Below are 13194 nucleotides of genomic sequence, written 5' to 3'. Positions count from 1 at the left end.
CGTCGAGTTCGCTCAGTTCGTACGCACTTGCGTGCACATGTACAGAGCCGACGGCCGAGACCGTCGTCGCCAAGGAGTTTTTCCCATGTCCACCACCCACGTTGACCAACGTGTATCCGGAACCGACGTCGCACCCGTGGTTTTCAGCCACGTGCCGACTCAGACCCCGACCGCCGCGCCGGTGACGGCCGCCGCGGCCGACCGCGCGCGCAGCGTCGCGTTCTCCGCCGCCCCCGCCGCGTTCGGAGGCGAACTTCCCCGATGACCGATTACGCCGAAGCTCCCGCGAAGACCGGCGGCGAGTACGCGGCTCTGCTCCACGAGGTGCGCGAGGCGGGCCTGCTGCGCCGCCGGTACGGCTACTACGCGCTCCGGATCTTCGCCAACCTGCTGGTGCTCGCGGGTGCCTGGGTGGCGTTCGCGTTCCTCGGTGACAGCTGGTGGCAGCTCGGCATCGCCGCCGTGTTGGCCGTGGTGTTCGCCCAGTTGGCGTTCATCGGCCACGACGCGGGGCACAAGCAGATCTTCCGGACTCGTAAGCCGAACGATGTCATCGGCACCGCGCACGGTGGGCTCGTCGGGATGAGTTACCGCTGGTGGGTCAGCGGGCACAACCGTCATCACGCGAACCCCAATCACGAGGAACACGACCCCGACCTCGACATTCCCGCGCTGGCGTTCACCAGCAAGCAGGCCCGGCTCAAACAGGGTTTCCTGCGCTGGATGGCCAAGCACCAGGCCGTGCTGTTCTTCCCGCTGCTCTGCCTGGAAGGACTGAACCTGCACGTCAACGGTGTGAAGGCGGTGTGGCAGGGCAAGACGAAGGGTCGCAAGGTCGAAGGTGCCCTGCTCACGGCCCACTTCGTGGCCTATCTGACCGCCGTTTTCCTGGTGCTGTCGCCGGGGCTCGCCGTGGTGTTCATCGCGGTGCACCAGATGTTGTGGGGCGTCTACATGGGATGTTCGTTCGCGCCGAACCACAAGGGCATGCCGACGATGACCGGTCAATCGGTCGACTTCCTGCGCAAGCAGGTGCTGACTTCCCGGAACGTGCGGGGTGGCTGGTTCACCGACTTCCTGCTCGGCGGGTTGAACTACCAGATCGAACACCACCTGTTCCCCAACATGCCGCGGCCGCACCTGCGCCGTGCCCAGCCGATCGTCCGACGCTTCTGCGACGACCACGGCATCCCCTACAGCCAGACCGGTCTGCTCCGGTCGTACCGGCACGTTCTGGAACATCTGCACGAGATGGGCGCGCCGTTGCGCGCGGCCGACCGGGCCCGTTCCGCCGCGTAGCGTCGGTGGACGGACCGTCAGCCGGAGGCGTAGCCGGAGAGGCGGACGGCGAGGGCGTGCCGGTCGACCGGCTTCGCCGTCGACGGCTGCGGTGCGGTGTACGGCACCGCCGGCTGTGTGGACGTGGTCCGATTGGGCACTGTCTGCGTCGTCGTGGTCTGCGGCTGAGCGGTCTCCGGCCGGGTGCCGGTGAACGTGCTCGCGACCCAGTGGGATACCGCACGTGGCGACGGAACCGGTTCGCCTCCCAGCCGCGCGATCACGACCGCGCGTTCCGCGGGCGTGGTCTCCACCGCGACCGACCATCCGGTGCGCTCATCCCAGATCAGCATCAGGTCGTGGCCCGGCCACGACGGCCACCGTGTCGACAACCCGAGATAGGCCGTTGCGGTGTCGCTGATCTCGAAGCTCATGCTTTCGGCGGGGACGTCCAGTTCGTCTGCGACCGCGCGGATGTAGCCGTCGAGCCCGCGCCGCAACGCAGGTGTGCTGTCGATGTCGGTGTCCATGTGAGCGCCTCGATCCTCCGTATCCGCCGCGAAACAGGTACTGCGGCGAAACGGAGCCACCGCTCGACAGCGCCACCGCTGAACAGCACCACAGAGAAACAGGGCTGCGGTGATCCAGGACTGCGTAGCACCAGCACCAGCACCACACAGCGGCATCGCGGCTCCGTGCGGCATCCGCCTCACCCCGACATTACGTCATCCGGCGCCGAAAAGCGGGATCACCGCGGTGGTGAAGGCGCGTAAACTCGCAGGTGTCGACGGCATTTCGCACGCGCGCGACCGAGCCCGCGGCGCCGACGACGAACCACCGCGTGGCCGCGATCACGGCCGGGACGGAGCATCGGCATGATGTCGATCCCGCACACGCCCGGTGTAGGCACACCGGTACCCGCCACGTCGGTACCGCTGCCGAACGTGCGGCCCCGGGTCACGACCGAACCGCTCCCGACGGGACACGTCGACGGAGCATGGTGGCCCTGCTCCCGGGACTTGGCCGCCGAACTGCCCGAATTGCTCGATGCCCTCGGGTCGCAGTGGGGCCCGTGGGAGCGGGTGACCTACAACCTGACGATGTGGGAGCCCGTCGCGCGCGGGAGGCTGGTCGTCGACGGCCACCGGATCCGGGCGGAGGGATTCCACTCCCAGCGACCGGAAACCGTGACGGTCATCGGAGACCACGGCCGCTGCCGCCTGACGCTGCTCGTGGTTCCGCCCGAAGCCTTCCCGGCGTCGGCCCGTGCGTCGCTGGCGGACGCGTCGCAGCGCGGCGACCCGGCCGAGATGGCGATGTCGACGCAGCGCCGGGAACTCGACGGCGGGCGTGTCCGATGAACCCCACGAGGGACTTCGGCGGTCGACCTCGAGATCGCCTGGCAGCTTCACCCCGAGTTCTGGGTCGGGGCTACGCCGGGATCTCCGGCAGGCGGGAGAGTTGACACTGTCCGAGGATGAACAGGCGGAAGTCGATCGAGAACTACGCAGGAGGACGGCATGAGCGACGTTGCGAACTTCAACCGGCAGACGATCGAGGAGTTCCGTGCCCATCACGGCAAGGTCGGCGGCCCGTTCGAAGGCGCACCGCTGCTGTTGCTGCACACCCTCGGCGCTCGCACCGGAAGGCAGCGCGTCAACCCGATGATGTACCTGGCCGACGGCGACCGCTATCTCGTGTTCGCGTCCAAGGCGGGGGCCGACACTCACCCGGACTGGTACTGGAACCTGCGCGCCAACCCGAGCGCCCGGATCGAGGTGGGCGACATCGACCTGGACGTCGAGGCGACCGAGCTCGATGAACCCGAACGCACCGAGAAGTTCCGCATCCAGGCGGAGCGTTACCCCGGTTTCGCCGAGTACCAACGCCGGACGGACCGGACCATTCCCGTCATGGCGCTCACCCCGATCGCACAGACCCCCTGACCGGGGCCCGGTCCCACAGACCCCTGACCGGGGCGGCGACGGACCCGCGGACCGGTCGTGGGCCGGATCAGGTGTCGCGCTGCAGGCGCAGGCCGTCGAAGGCCACCGTCGCCACGGCGTCGGCCAACGTCTCGGCGTCGACACCACCGCGCGGCCGGTACCACTCGACCAGCGAGTTGACCATGCCGAACAGCAGCCGGGCCGACGTCGCCGGGTCGACGTCCGGACGCAGATCGCCGTCGGCGGCGGCCTTGCTGACCAGGTCCGTCACGATCTGGTCGAACTCGCGCCTGCGCGCCAGCGCCGCCTTCTCGACCTTCGTGTTCCCGCGAATACGCAGCAGCAGTGTGACGAACGGCAATTCCTGCACCAGCACGCCGACACTCGCCCGCACCAGCTGTTCGAGCTTGTCGATCGCGGGCCCCTCGACCTCGTCGAGCCGCTCCACCTCCGCGAACAGCCCGTCGAGTGCTCGGCCCACGGCCAGCTGCAGCAGCTCGTCCTTGCTGCGGACGTGGTGGTAGATCGCCGACTTCGTGATGCCCAGCTTGCGCGACAGGTCCTCCATGCTGGTGCCGTCGTAGCCGCGCTCGTTGAACAGCTTGACCGCGACCATCAGCAGCGACTCGAGGTCGTAACCGGGCCTGCCGCGCCTGCCCTGGGTCCGTGGTGGTTCGGTCATGGCGACATCATCGCAGGTCGGCTCACTGTGACGGCCGCTGGTCGACGACCCGGCGGAGCTTGCCCACCGAGCGTTCCAGCGCTTCCGGATCGACGACCTTCACGCCCACGGTCACCCCCACGCCGTCCTTGACCCGCTCCGCGATCTCAGCCGCCGCGGCCTTCCTGCGGTCCTGCGGTGCGTCCGGATGGGCCTCGACGAGGACGGTCAGGTGATCCATGCGGTCCTGCCGCGTCAGCCGGAGCTGGAAATGTGGTGCGAGGCCGTCGGTGCCCAGCACGACCTCCTCGATCTGCGTGGGGAAGACGTTCACACCCCTCAAAATGATCATGTCGTCGCTGCGGCCGGTCACCTTGTCCATCCGCCGGTACGCCGGCCGCGCGGTGCCGGGGTGCAGCGCGGTGAGGTCGCGCGTGCGGTAGCGGATGATCGGCAGCGCCTGCTTGGTGAGCGAGGTGAACACCAGCTCGCCGGTCGCACCGTCGGCCAGCACGGTGTCCTCGAGCGGATCGACGACCTCGGGGTAGAAGTGGTCCTCCCAGATGTGCAGGCCGTCCTTCGTCTCGACGCACTCCTGCGCCACCCCCGGGCCCATCACTTCGGACAGTCCGTAGATGTCGACGGCGTGCAGGTTCATGCGGTCCTCGATCTCGCGGCGCATGTGCTCGGTCCACGGTTCCGCGCCGAAGATGCCGACCTGCAGGGACGTGGTGTGCGGATCGATGCCTTGACGTTCGAACTCGTCGAGCAGTGTGAGCATGTACGACGGCGTCACCATGATGACCTCCGGCCGGAAGTCGGTGATGAGCTGCACCTGCCGGGCGGTCATGCCACCCGAGGCCGGAACGACGGTGCAGCCGAGCTTCTCGGCGCCGTAGTGTGCACCCAGTCCGCCGGTGAACAGTCCGTAGCCGTAGGAGACGTGGACCTTGTGGCCGGGGCGCCCACCGGCGGCGAAGATGGATCGCGCCATGACGCTCGACCAGTTGTCGATGTCGGACGCGGTGTAGCCGACGACCGTCGGCTTTCCCGTCGTGCCGCTCGAGGCGTGAATGCGGCTGACCTCGGTCTCGGGTACCGCGAACATGCCGAACGGGTACTCGTCGCGCAGGTCCTGTTTGGTCGTGTACGGGAACTTCGCGAGGTCTGCCAGCTGGCGGCAGTCGTCGGGGTGCACGCCTGCCTCGTCGAACTTGCGGCGGTAGAGCGGAACGTTGTCGTAGGCGTGCCGCAGTGTCCACTGCAGACGCTGGAGCTGCAGCGCGCGGAGTTCGTCGATGCTCAGCCGTTCGGGAGCGGACAGGTCGTCGAGCGCGGGCGCCGTGCCGAGTCGCTGCGTGTTCGGCACCTCGTTGTGCGTGGTGGTCATGGTCGCGGGGCTCCTCAGGACGTGATCTGACCGACGGTTCTGCTGCGGCCGCGGAACTCGGCGACGGTTTCGCGGCCCGCGGCGGTCTCGCGGTGCACGGTGACGTCGTAGATGCCGTTGCGGCCGTACCGGGTGCGTTCGGCAGCCTCGGCCACGAGGGCGTCGCCCAGCCGGGCGCTGGTGACGAACGAGATCTCGGCTCCCGACGCGACGGTGACGGGACCGTGGCTGTTGCACGCGGCGGCGAACGTCGTGTCCGCCAGCAGGAACAGGTATCCGCCGTGTGCGATCCCGTGGCCGTTCACCATCTGCTCGGTGACACGCATGGTCGCCACGGCGTTGCCGTCGCGGGCCCGCGTGACGTCGATACCGAGCGCGGCCGAAGCGGTGTCGGAGTCGAGCATGGTTCGAGTGGCCTCACTGACGTGCGCCGCCGGGTCGTCCGCAGCGCGGCCGGTTGACAGCGGGTCGTCCGTCGCCGGGACGTGGGCCGCCGGATGGGACACGAGGCTTCACCGCCTTGCCTGTTCGCCGGGGCTCGCTCGCCGTGGCGTGCTCACCTGGCCGGCTTGCTCGTAGCGCGGATCGGGTACTGACCGGGTCTTGCTTACTGACCGAATGGACGGTAATGAATTCGCGTGAAGAGTAAAGGCCAGTGCGAGAACCGATGTCAAGAGGAGAATCCCATGAACGAGGCGTCCGTGCCCAACGTTCCGGCGGCGGTCGGGGTGATCGGCGGTGGCCGGATGGGTGCAGGGATCGCCCAGGTCTTCGCGGCGCTCGGCTCCAGGGTCGTCGTCGTGGAGAGTGGCGAGGAGGCCGCCGCAGCGGCGCGACAGCGGCTCGCCGACGGCCTGGCCAAGGCGGCCGAGCGCGGCAAGCTCGACGATCGGCCCGAGGCGGTGCTCGAACGCGTGGCCGTGGTCGAGGACGTCACCGGCTTGCCCGGCCATGCGGAACTGGTCGTGGAAGCCGTGCCCGAACGGCCCGAGCTGAAGGTCGAGGTGCTCGCCGGAGTCGAAGCGGCCATCGGTGCCGGCACCGTACTCGCCAGTAACACGAGTTCGCTGTCCGTCGCCGAACTGGGCGCCGCGCTGGCCCGCCCCGAACGCTTCCTCGGCATGCACTTCTTCAACCCCGTTCCGCCGTCGAAGCTGGTCGAGATCGTCACCCCGCCGCGTGTCACCGGAGACGTCGTCGACCGGGTCACCGGCTGGGTGCGGGCTCTCGGCAAGACCGACGTCGTGGTGCGCGACTCGCCCGGGTTCGCCACCAGCAGACTCGGCGTGATGCTCGGACTCGAGGCCATCCGGATGCTCGAGGAGGGGGTCGCCGACGCCGAGGCCATCGACAACGCGATGGAGCTCGGTTATCGCCATCCGATGGGCCCGTTGCGCTCGACCGACCTCGTGGGTCTCGACGTGCGGCTCGCGATCGCCGATTACCTGCATTCGACGCTCGGCGAGCGATTCGCCCCGCCCCGGTTGCTGCGGGACAAGGTCGCCGCCGGTGAACTCGGACGCAAGGCAGGCAAGGGGTTTCACGACTGGAGTTGACTGCGGGGCGGGCGGGAGGTCTTGCCGGGATGGTCCGGCCCGCGCTAGCATTAATTCCCGACCGTTCGGTTGGTAATTACCGGGGTTTGCGGTCACGCACGGTTTGTGATTACGAGAGCGAGGATCGATGGGCAACGGAGCCGAGTCGGACGCGGGCGGACCGAGTCCCGGGGTGTTGCGCAGTTACGTCGGCGGGCGCTGGCAGCGGGGCGCCGGCGACGGTGCACCGGTGTGCGACGCCGTGACGGGCGCCGAGGTCGCCCGGGTGTCGACCGAAGGCATCGACATGGCCGCCGCGCTCGACCACGGCCGCCGGGTCGGCGGTCCCGCACTGCGGGAGCTGACGTTCCACCAGCGCGCCGCATTGCTCAAGGCGCTGGGCTCCCACCTGCGCGAGCACCGCGACGAGCTCTACGCGCTGTCCGCACGTACCGGCGCCACGCGCGGCGATTCGAAGTTCGATGTGGACGGTGGGATCGGCGTGCTGCTCGCGTACGCGAGCAAGGGCAAGCGCGAGCTGCCGAACGACACGGTGTACGTCGACGGCGACGTCGAACCGCTCAGCAAGGGCGGCACGTTCGTCGCCCGTCACGTCGCGTCGCCGCTGCGGGGCGTGGCCGTGCAGATCAACGCGTTCAACTTCCCGGTATGGGGTCCGCTGGAGAAGCTCGCGCCCGCCTTCCTCGCCGGGATGCCGAGCCTGATCAAGCCCGCGAGCCAGAGCGCCTACCTCACCGAGAAACTCGTCGACCTGATCGTCGAATCCGGAATCCTGCCCGAAGGGTCGGTCCAGCTCGTCTGCGGAAGCGCGGGCGACCTGCTCGACCATGTCACCGAACAGGACGTCGTGTCGTTCACCGGCTCGGCGGACACGGCGCGGAAACTGCGCAGCCACCCGGCGATCATCCGGGGCGCGGTGCGATTCAACGCCGAGGCCGACTCGCTGAACTGCTCCATCCTCGGCCCGGACGCCACGCCGGGCACGGCCGAGTTCGACCTCTACGTCGACCAGCTCGTGACCGAGATGACCGTCAAGGCGGGCCAGAAGTGCACCGCGATCCGGCGGGCGTTCGTACCCGAGACGCTGCTCGGCGACGTCGCCGAGGCCGCGCGGCAGCGGCTCGCGAAGGTCACGGTCGGCGATCCGGCGAGCGCCGACATGGGGGCGCTGGTCAGCCTGGAACAGCGCGAGGAGGTGCGCCGCAGCCTGAAGGCGCTGCAGAGCGCGGCGACGGTCGTGTACGGCGACCCGGAGCACGTGGCCGTCGACGGTGCGGACGCCGAGCGGGGCGCGTTCCTGTCCCCGGTCCTGCTCTCCGGCGACCCAGAACGGGCCGAGCCCCACGAGGTCGAGGCCTTCGGCCCGGTGTCGACGCTGCTGCCGTACACCTCGACCGAGCAGGTCGTCGAGTTCGCCGCGCGCGGCAAGGGAAGCCTGGTCGGCTCGGTCGTCACCGGTGACGCGGACTTCGCGCGGGAGGTCGTGCTCGGCGCCGCCCCGTGGCACGGCAGGTTGCTGGTGCTCGATGCCGAGGACGCGCGCGAGTCGACCGGGCACGGTTCGCCGATGCCGCAGCTCGTCCACGGCGGGCCGGGGCGTGCCGGCGGCGGTGAGGAGATGGGCGGCATCCGCGGCGTGCTGCACCACATGCAGCGCACGGCCGTGCAGGCCAGCCCTGCAGCGCTCACCGCGGTGACCGGGCGGTGGACCCAGGGAGCCCCGCGGACGACGACCGACGTGCACCCGTTCCGCAAGTCCCTCGCCGCACTGCGCGTGGGTGACGCGGTCGTCGCGGGTCCGCGCACCGTCACAGCGGAGGACGTCGCACATTTCGCCGAGTTCACCGGCGACACGTTCTACGCCCACACCGACGAGGCGGCAGCAGCGGAGAACCCGCTGTTCGGCGGCATCGTCGCCCACGGCTACCTCGTGGTGTCGATTGCGGCGGGGCTGTTCGTCTCGCCGGAGCCGGGTCCCGTGCTCGCCAACTACGGGCTCGAGAACCTGCGCTTCCTCACACCCGTCAAGCCCGGCGACGCCTTGACCGTCACGTTGACCTGCAAGCAGATCACCCCGCGGGAGAGCGCCGACTACGGCGAGGTGCGCTGGGACGCCGACGTGACCAACGCCGACGGCGACTCGGTCGCGAAGTACGACGTGCTCACCCTCGTCGCGAAGGAGGCTGCGGCATGACCGTCACGGAACCGGCACCGTCCGAAGCGGACCTGGAGCGGCACTTCGAGCACACGATCGCCAAGGACCAGCGCATCGAACCGCGGGACTGGCTGCCCGAGGCCTACCGGAAGACGATGGTCCGGCAGATCGCGCAGCACGCGCACTCCGAGATCATCGGCATGCAGCCGGAGGGCAACTGGATCACGCGGGCGCCGTCGTTGCGCCGCAAGGCGATCCTGCTGGCGAAGGTGCAGGACGAGGCGGGGCACGGGCTGTACCTCTACTCCGCGGCCGAGACCCTCGGCGGTGACCGCGGCGACCTCACCGAGAAGCTGATCAGCGGACGGCAGAAGTACTCGTCGATCTTCAACTATCCGACGTTGTCGTTCGCCGACGTCGGCGTGATCGGCTGGCTCGTCGACGGCGCGGCGATCTGCAACCAGGTGCCGCTGTGTCGCAGCAGCTACGGGCCGTACGCCCGCGCCATGATCCGCATCTGCAAGGAGGAGTCGTTCCACCAGCGGCAGGGCTACGAGCTGCTGATGACGATGATGTCCGGCACGGAGGCGCAGCGGGAGATGGTGCAGGACGCCGTGGACCGGTACTGGTGGCCTTCGCTGATGATGTTCGGCCCGCCGGACGACGACTCTCCCAACACGGCGCAGTCGATGGCGTGGAAGATCAAGCGCCACACCAACGACGAGCTCCGGCAGCGGTTCGTCGACATGACCGTGCCGCAGGCGGAGGCGCTCGGGGTGACACTGCCGGATCCCGAGCTGACGTGGAACGCTGAGCGCGGGCACTACGACTTCGGCTCCATCGACTGGGACGAGCTGAAACAGGTCATCTCCGGTGGCGGACCGTGCAACACCGAGCGCGTGGAGCGCCGGCGCGCGGCGCACGAGGACGGCGCGTGGGTACGCGAGGCCGCGGCCGCGCACGCGAGGAAACAGCAGCAGCGGAAGGAGGTCGCGGCATGACGGGCGAATGGCCGCTGTACGAGGTGTTCGTACGGGGCAAGCGGGGACTCAACCACGTGCACGTCGGATCGTTGCGGGCCGCCGACGACGACATGGCGCTGCACAACGCCCGCGATCTGTACACGCGGCGCAACGAAGGCGTGAGCATCTGGGTCGTGAAGGCCGCGGACATCGCCGCATCGAGTCCCGACGAGAAGGACCCGTTCTTCGCCCCGTCCGGCGACAAGGTCTACCGGCATCCGACCTTCTACGACATCCCCGAGAACGTCCCGCACATGTAGGTGGCCGGGGCGGGGATCCGCCTCACGAACGAGGGAACGAAGATGGCTTTCGACAACGCCTACGAGGCGCTCGCCGATGCCCACGACGACGCACGGTGGGCGTTCGGCACCGGATTCGAGGATCCGTTGTCCGGAGTGGACACCACGGTTCCGTCCGGTGTGGATGGCGAGGGTCTCGCGCAGTACTGCCTGATGCTCGGCGACGACGCGCTGGTGCTGTCGCACCGGCTGCAGCAGTGGTGCACCCGGGCTCCCGAGTTGGAGGACGAGGTCGCGATCGCCAACATCGGCCTCGACCTGCTCGGACAGGCGCGGTTGTTGTTGGCGCGGGCGGGCAAGGCCGACGGCACCGGTCGCGGTGAGGACCACTACGCCTACTTCCGCGGTGAGCACGAGTTCCGCAACGTCCGCCTCGCCGAACGCGAGCACGTCGACTTCGCACAGCTGGTCGTCACGGTGCTGGTTGTCACGACCTGGCGGCTCGCGGTGTTCCAGCGGCTGCGGTCCTCGGCCGACCCGGTGCTGGCCGCGATCGCCCACAAGGGCGTCAACGAGCTGAGCTACCACCGCGACTACGCGGCCCAGTGGGTCGTGCGGCTGGGAGACGGTACGGAGACCTCGCACGCCCGCACGGTCGCGGCACTGGAGGACGTGTGGCCGCTGGTGGCCGAGCTGTTCGAGACGCACGACGTCGAGCGCAGGCTGCCCGGCGTCGCGGTCGATCCGGCCGAGGTGCGCGGCGAGTTCGACGACGTGCTCGCGCAGGTGCTGTCGGCGGCGACTCTGGAGATCCCGGAGGTTCGCGCGAAGGCGGGTGTCGCGGGAGGCAAGGGCCGCGACGGCAGGCACACCGAGGCGATGGGATATCTGCTCGCGGAGCTGCAGAGTGTCGCGCGGGCCCATCCGGAGGCGACATGGTGACCACGAGGGCGGCCGTGACCGCGCGGGAGGTCGCCGAGACGGTGACCGATCCGGAACTGCCGATGCTCACGCTGGCCGACCTGGGTGTGCTGCGCGAGGTCGGCGAAACCGCCGACGGCGTCACGGTGTCGATCACGCCGACCTACAGCGGCTGTCCGGCGATGGACACCATGCGCGACGACCTGGTGCACGCACTGCAGCGGGCGGGTTTCGAGCGGGTCGAGGTTCGCACGGTGCTGCATCCGCCGTGGAGCACGGACTGGATCACCGAGCGGGGCCGCAGGCGGCTCGCCGAGGCTGGCATCGCCCCGCCGGGCGCCGCGCCGCAGCGGGGCGATGGGCCCGTGCCCGTGCAGCTGCTGCCGCCCCGGCGACGGGTGAGCTGTCCGCACTGCGGGGCCGCCGACACCGAGGCGGTGTCCGAATTCGGGCCGACCGCGTGCAAGGCGCTGCGCCGATGCCCCGCGTGCGCCGAGCCGTTCGAACATGTCAAGGAGATCTGACGTGACCGTATCCACCACACCCGTCCGGCCCCGGCTGCGCGGCGAGTTCCACACGCTGACGGTCTCCGGCGTCGACCGGTTGTGCGACGACGCGGTCGCCGTCACGTTCGCCGTGCCGCCCGAACTGGGCGACGTCTACGACTTCCGGGCTGGGCAGTCGTTGACCGTGCGGGCCACGATCGACGGCCGCGAGGAGCGCCGGTCGTACTCGATCTGTGCGGCGGAGGGAGGCTCGCTGCGGATCGGCGTGCGGGAGGTGCCGGGTGGACTGTTCTCCGGCTGGCTGGTGCGCGAGGTGCAGCCCGGTGACGAGGTCGAGGTCGGTACGCCGACGGGCACGTTCACCCCGTCGGACACGGCGGGCAGGCACGTATTGATCGGCGCGGGCTCGGGGATCACTCCGCTGCTGTCGATCGCCGCGACCGTGCTGCGGGATCCGGCCGCGACCGTGACGCTGTTGTACGGCAACCGCCGCAGCGACACCGTGATGTTCGCCGACGACCTGGCCGATCTGAAGGACCGGTATCCGCAGCGGCTGGAACTCGTGCACGTGCTGTCACGGGAACCGCGCGAGGCGGAGCTGTTCACCGGCAGGCTCGACCCGGACAAGATCCGCGGGCTGCTGACTCTCGTCGGCGATCCGGCGGAGATCGCCGGATGGTGGTTGTGCGGCCCGTTCGACCTGGTGGCCGGGGCGCGGGAACTGCTCGGCGACGTGGGCGTGCCTGCCGACCGGGTACACGCGGAACTGTTCTACGCGGGTGATGTGCCGCCGGAACCCGTTCGGCACGTCGAGCGGCAGTCGGACGCCGGCACCTGCGACGTGACGGTCGTACTGGACGGCAGGCGCACCACGACGGCCCTGCCCGGTGATGTGTCCATTCTGGATGGTGCGCAACGGGTTCGGCCGGATCTGCCGTTCGCCTGCAAAGGCGGGGTGTGCGGCACGTGCCGGGCGAAGGTCACCGGTGGTGAGGTCGCCATGCGCCGCAACTTCGCGCTCGAACAGGCCGAGGTCGACGCCGGTTTCGTGCTGACCTGCCAGAGCGTGCCCGTCTCCGGCGAGGTCACGGTGGACTACGACGTGTGAGCCGTCGTGTGGCGCGCCGTCCGCACGTCCTGCACCCCACGCGTGTTGCGCTCCCCGGGGCCCGTGTTGCGGTTTCCGGGGGTCGTGTTGTCGATTCCGGGGACCGTGTTGCGGTTTCCGGGGGTCGTGTTGTCGATTCCGGGGCCCGTGCGTTTTCCGGGCGTGTGTGGCCGGTGGCGTGTTCGGGTGAGGACGGGTTCGCGGGGCGCGGTGTGAGTCGCTCCGTGCCGTCGGCACCGCGGGGCCGCCGTTGGCCGTCGACGGGACCCCCACCGGCCCAAGCCCGGTCGTGGTCGTGATCGCAGTGCCGGGCAGGGAGGTGACACCACGGCATGACGCACTCGCGGTCCCGGACACGCACCAGTTCCCGGGTCGCCGCGCTCGGTCGTCGCCGGTGCGCCCCGGATCCACC

General features: G+C 69.5%; 15 protein-coding genes. 11 read left to right on the top strand and 4 right to left on the bottom strand.

Translation table 11 applies throughout. From position 1 onward, the window contains the following. Positions 1-85: 85 nt before the first annotated feature. Positions 86-265: a hypothetical protein gene (locus LY12_RS12875; protein ID WP_253856321.1), complete on the top strand. Its 180-nt coding sequence runs from the start codon at positions 86-88 to the stop codon at positions 263-265. Then, positions 262-1299 (top strand): fatty acid desaturase family protein, encoded by a 1038-nt coding sequence (locus LY12_RS12870; RefSeq protein ID WP_253856320.1) that lies wholly within the window; start codon positions 262-264, stop codon positions 1297-1299. The genes LY12_RS12875 and LY12_RS12870 overlap by 4 nt, the downstream gene beginning before the upstream one ends. Before the next feature lie 17 nt (positions 1300-1316). Here LY12_RS12870 and LY12_RS12865 read toward each other — a convergent pair whose 3' ends face one another. Next, positions 1317-1808 (bottom strand): DUF6292 family protein, encoded by a 492-nt coding sequence (locus LY12_RS12865; RefSeq protein WP_253856319.1) that lies wholly within the window; start codon positions 1806-1808, stop codon positions 1317-1319. Between the two features lie 345 nt (positions 1809-2153). Between LY12_RS12865 and LY12_RS12860 the strand changes: the two genes are divergently transcribed. Continuing rightward, positions 2154-2639 carry a DUF5994 family protein gene (locus LY12_RS12860; RefSeq protein WP_253856318.1) on the top strand — a complete coding sequence of 162 codons (486 nt, stop codon included), beginning with the start codon at positions 2154-2156 and terminating at the stop codon, positions 2637-2639. A 159-nt stretch (positions 2640-2798) separates the two neighbouring features. Then, the gene (locus LY12_RS12855) at positions 2799-3224 is read left to right on the top strand and encodes a nitroreductase family deazaflavin-dependent oxidoreductase (protein WP_253856317.1); all 426 of its coding nucleotides are present in this window, start codon (positions 2799-2801) and stop codon (positions 3222-3224) included. A 67-nt stretch (positions 3225-3291) separates the two neighbouring features. On the opposite strand, the gene LY12_RS12850 is transcribed toward LY12_RS12855, so the two are convergent. Genes LY12_RS12850 through paaI form a run of 3 tightly spaced genes read right to left on the bottom strand, consistent with a single transcriptional unit; the run spans position 3292 to position 5679 of the window. After that, positions 3292-3906, bottom strand: a complete 615-nt coding sequence (locus LY12_RS12850) for a TetR/AcrR family transcriptional regulator (RefSeq protein WP_253856314.1) — start codon at positions 3904-3906, stop codon at positions 3292-3294. A gap of 22 nt (positions 3907-3928) precedes the next feature. Further along, the gene (gene paaK / locus LY12_RS12845) at positions 3929-5275 is read right to left on the bottom strand and encodes a phenylacetate--CoA ligase PaaK (RefSeq protein ID WP_253856312.1); all 1347 of its coding nucleotides are present in this window, start codon (positions 5273-5275) and stop codon (positions 3929-3931) included. Between the two features lie 14 nt (positions 5276-5289). Continuing rightward, a complete protein-coding gene (paaI, locus tag LY12_RS12840; RefSeq protein ID WP_253857343.1) occupies positions 5290-5679 on the bottom strand; it encodes a hydroxyphenylacetyl-CoA thioesterase PaaI in 390 nt (129 codons plus the stop codon). 282 nt (positions 5680-5961) lie between these two features. Here paaI and LY12_RS12835 point away from each other — a divergent pair, with 282 nt between their 5' ends. The 7 genes from LY12_RS12835 to paaE all read left to right on the top strand — a co-directional run bounded on the left by LY12_RS12835 (position 5962) and on the right by paaE (position 12782). Then, on the top strand, positions 5962-6831 hold the full coding sequence (locus LY12_RS12835; RefSeq protein WP_253856310.1) for a 3-hydroxyacyl-CoA dehydrogenase family protein: 870 nt from the start codon (positions 5962-5964) through the stop codon (positions 6829-6831). A 127-nt stretch (positions 6832-6958) separates the two neighbouring features. Beyond that, a complete protein-coding gene (paaZ, locus tag LY12_RS12830; protein WP_253856305.1) occupies positions 6959-9025 on the top strand; it encodes a phenylacetic acid degradation bifunctional protein PaaZ in 2067 nt (688 codons plus the stop codon). Next, entirely contained in the window at positions 9022-9987 is a 966-nt protein-coding gene (gene paaA / locus LY12_RS12825) for a 1,2-phenylacetyl-CoA epoxidase subunit PaaA (protein WP_253856303.1), read from the top strand. The genes paaZ and paaA overlap by 4 nt, the downstream gene beginning before the upstream one ends. Continuing rightward, positions 9984-10268, top strand: coding sequence for a 1,2-phenylacetyl-CoA epoxidase subunit PaaB (gene paaB, locus LY12_RS12820; protein ID WP_183649888.1), 285 nt, complete (start codon positions 9984-9986; stop codon positions 10266-10268). Before paaA ends, paaB begins: the two co-directional genes overlap by 4 nt. 42 nt (positions 10269-10310) lie before the next feature. Beyond that, positions 10311-11189: a 1,2-phenylacetyl-CoA epoxidase subunit PaaC gene (gene paaC / locus LY12_RS12815; protein ID WP_253856301.1), complete on the top strand. Its 879-nt coding sequence runs from the start codon at positions 10311-10313 to the stop codon at positions 11187-11189. After that, complete coding sequence (paaD, locus tag LY12_RS12810; RefSeq protein WP_253856299.1) at positions 11183-11692, top strand: 1,2-phenylacetyl-CoA epoxidase subunit PaaD; 510 nt, start codon at positions 11183-11185, stop codon at positions 11690-11692. Before paaC ends, paaD begins: the two co-directional genes overlap by 7 nt. Beyond that, positions 11676-12782: a 1,2-phenylacetyl-CoA epoxidase subunit PaaE gene (gene paaE / locus LY12_RS12805; protein WP_253856297.1), complete on the top strand. Its 1107-nt coding sequence runs from the start codon at positions 11676-11678 to the stop codon at positions 12780-12782. The genes paaD and paaE overlap by 17 nt, the downstream gene beginning before the upstream one ends. Positions 12783-13194: the final 412 nt, after the last annotated feature.

Origin of the sequence: Prauserella alba, from assembly GCF_024171735.1 — a bacterium.
GTDB lineage: Bacteria > Actinomycetota > Actinomycetes > Mycobacteriales > Pseudonocardiaceae > Prauserella > Prauserella alba.
Note: the sequence above shows the minus strand (reverse complement) of the source record. Positions and strands in the feature narration are given on the sequence as shown.

Coding starts and splice junctions, on each gene's coding strand:
- LY12_RS12875 (WP_253856321.1), top strand. CDS start 86: ATGTCCACCACCCACGTTGACCAACGTGTATCCGGAACCGACGTCGCA.
- LY12_RS12870 (WP_253856320.1), top strand. CDS start 262: ATGACCGATTACGCCGAAGCTCCCGCGAAGACCGGCGGCGAGTACGCG.
- LY12_RS12865 (WP_253856319.1), bottom strand. CDS start 1,808: ATGGACACCGACATCGACAGCACACCTGCGTTGCGGCGCGGGCTCGAC.
- LY12_RS12860 (WP_253856318.1), top strand. CDS start 2,154: ATGATGTCGATCCCGCACACGCCCGGTGTAGGCACACCGGTACCCGCC.
- LY12_RS12855 (WP_253856317.1), top strand. CDS start 2,799: ATGAGCGACGTTGCGAACTTCAACCGGCAGACGATCGAGGAGTTCCGT.
- LY12_RS12850 (WP_253856314.1), bottom strand. CDS start 3,906: ATGACCGAACCACCACGGACCCAGGGCAGGCGCGGCAGGCCCGGTTAC.
- paaK (WP_253856312.1), bottom strand. CDS start 5,275: ATGACCACCACGCACAACGAGGTGCCGAACACGCAGCGACTCGGCACG.
- paaI (WP_253857343.1), bottom strand. CDS start 5,679: ATGCTCGACTCCGACACCGCTTCGGCCGCGCTCGGTATCGACGTCACG.
- LY12_RS12835 (WP_253856310.1), top strand. CDS start 5,962: ATGAACGAGGCGTCCGTGCCCAACGTTCCGGCGGCGGTCGGGGTGATC.
- paaZ (WP_253856305.1), top strand. CDS start 6,959: ATGGGCAACGGAGCCGAGTCGGACGCGGGCGGACCGAGTCCCGGGGTG.
- paaA (WP_253856303.1), top strand. CDS start 9,022: ATGACCGTCACGGAACCGGCACCGTCCGAAGCGGACCTGGAGCGGCAC.
- paaB (WP_183649888.1), top strand. CDS start 9,984: ATGACGGGCGAATGGCCGCTGTACGAGGTGTTCGTACGGGGCAAGCGG.
- paaC (WP_253856301.1), top strand. CDS start 10,311: ATGGCTTTCGACAACGCCTACGAGGCGCTCGCCGATGCCCACGACGAC.
- paaD (WP_253856299.1), top strand. CDS start 11,183: ATGGTGACCACGAGGGCGGCCGTGACCGCGCGGGAGGTCGCCGAGACG.
- paaE (WP_253856297.1), top strand. CDS start 11,676: ATGTCAAGGAGATCTGACGTGACCGTATCCACCACACCCGTCCGGCCC.